This is a genomic window from Paenibacillus sp. P4_A7 (genome assembly GCF_056402455.1).
In genome coordinates, this window is the sequence record NZ_JBFUHJ010000658.1 from 1 (window position 1) to 2,218 (window position 2,218).

Consider the following 2,218-nt stretch of genomic DNA (forward strand, 5'->3'; position numbering starts at 1 on the left):
GAACACAGTTTTTCGAATTTCCGACAACCGGAAATGTTCCACTTGTAGCGGATATGTCCAGCGATATTTTGTGCCGACCGATTGATGTGAGCCAATTTGGTATGATTTATGCCGGTGCACAAAAAAATCTAGGTCCATCGGGAGTGACTGTTGTTATCATTCGTGATGATCTGGTACAAGAAAGTCCAAAAACCATTCCATCGATGTTCCGTTATGACACACATGCGAAGGCTAGCTCACTTTACAATACGCCGCCTTCTTTCTCGGTTTATATGATGAGATTAGTATTGCAATGGATTAAGGATAAAGGCGGAGTTGCTCAAATGGAGCAATTCAACCGTGACAAGACAAAATTGATCTATGACAATATCGATCAAAGCAATGGCTTCTACATCGGTTGTGCGCAGCCTCAAAGTCGCTCCCTTATGAATATTACATTCCGTATTCATAGCGAAGAGCTAGAGAAGCAATTTATTAAACAATCGGAACAAGAAGGCTTTGTCGGTTTGAAGGGTCACCGCGATGTAGGCGGATTGCGCGCATCCACATATAATGCGGTTCCGCTCGAAAGCTGCCAAGCATTAACGCAATTTATGACTGATTTTATGAAGCGTAATGGCTAATATATTTTTCGAAGCTTAGAGATCTAGCTTATAGAGCTGTTGATCCAGACAACTCAAAAAAGAAAGACCGCGTTCCCTTATCTTAAAGGGGAAYGCGGTCTTTCTCATATTAAGCAAAGGACGATTCCATGACTGCAGGTCCATGAAGCTTATACCCGACATTACGTACGGTCATAATATATTCAGGAGTTCTTGCGTTCCTCTCGATTTTATCACGTAAATGACTGATGTGAACGTCAACAATTCGAGTGTCGCCAAGGAAATGATAATCCCAGACGCCATGCAGCAGCTGTTGGCGGCTCAGCACTTTGCCTTTGTGACGGCATAAGAAGAGCAGAAGCTCGAATTCCTTTGGTGTAAGCTCAACCGATTTACCGTCAAGGAAAACTTCACGTTGTTCAACACGCACGTTCAAACGTCCGATATCAAAGGCGGTGTTCTCAATGTTACCGGGCAATGCATTCATCCGACGGAAAATAGCTTGAATTCGGGATACGAGCTCTTGAGGACTGAACGGCTTGGTCATATAATCATCCGCACCATTGTCAAGGCCTGCTATTTTATCAGATACATCCTGCAAGGCTGTCAGCATGACGATGGGTACAGCGTTATTTTGTTTGCGAAGCTCACGGCAAACTTGAATGCCGTCCATTTTGGGAAGCATGAGGTCGAGAACAATCAAGTCAGGACGAAATGGCTTTAATGTGTCAAATACAGCTTCCCCATCGCTTACACAGCGTACATCGTAGCCAGCGAGCTTTAAATTAAATTCGATTAACATGGAGATGGAAGGCTCATCATCGACTACCAATATTTTTTTTCGCATTTGTTCAACTCTCCTTTATGATTTATGAGGTCATTATTTCATTAAAAACTTGGATTATATCGTCTATTATGATTTCTATTATGACGCTTGAAATTACGGGGTAGATTAACGGTACGTAAAATGGATGTAAAATTTGATGTAATTTCGTGTATAATRGTCAAAATGAGAGGTGAGATAGACAACCATGCCATTTCMTATTGTATTGGTAGAACCAGAGATTCCGGCAAACACAGGTAATATATCACGCACATGTGCTGCTACAGGAACGCATTTACATTTAGTTAGACCGCTTGGATTTGATACAGATGATCGAAGCCTAAAGCGTGCAGGATTAGACTATTGGCATTCTGTTCATGTTGAGTATCACRATTCCTTCGAAGAATTGCAGCAGTTGCACCAGGAAAGCCGCTTTTTTTATGCGAGTACAAAAGCTAAAAAGGTTTACTCGCAGTTCGAGTATCAGGATGGAGATTTCTTCGTATTTGGTAAAGAAACGAAGGGGTTACCGCAATCATTAATTGATGCGAATATGGAAACATGTATAAAAATGCCGATGACTAGCGCGGTTCGCTCGCTTAATTTATCGAATTCTGCCGCGATCATTGTATTTGAAGCACTTAGGCAAAATGGCTTCACAGGGCTTGAATAGCTTAATCACACTAGTGATTTATTAGTAGTTTCTTAAATGTGAACGATTTTTTTTACAGTATATTAAGAAATTATGAATTCGGGAAGGAAAATGTCGAATTACCATCGAAAGACTATAATG

General features: G+C 41.1%; 3 protein-coding genes. 2 read left to right on the plus strand and 1 reads right to left on the minus strand.

Annotated features, from left to right (window positions below; genetic code table 11):
- The coding region (serC, locus tag AC1DWN_RS32545) for a 3-phosphoserine/phosphohydroxythreonine transaminase (protein WP_477562979.1) at positions 1-623 on the plus strand (623 nt) is incomplete at its 5' end.
- 109 nt (positions 624-732) lie between these two features.
- Here the strand turns inward: serC and AC1DWN_RS32550 are convergent.
- Positions 733-1,449, minus strand: a complete 717-nt coding sequence (locus AC1DWN_RS32550) for a response regulator (RefSeq protein WP_477562980.1) — start codon at positions 1,447-1,449, stop codon at positions 733-735.
- Positions 1,450-1,633: 184 nt separating this feature from the next.
- Between AC1DWN_RS32550 and trmL the strand changes: the two genes are divergently transcribed.
- Complete coding sequence (gene trmL / locus AC1DWN_RS32555; RefSeq protein ID WP_477562981.1) at positions 1,634-2,098, plus strand: tRNA (uridine(34)/cytosine(34)/5-carboxymethylaminomethyluridine(34)-2'-O)-methyltransferase TrmL; 465 nt, start codon at positions 1,634-1,636, stop codon at positions 2,096-2,098.
- The last annotated feature ends 120 nt before the right edge of the window (positions 2,099-2,218 follow it).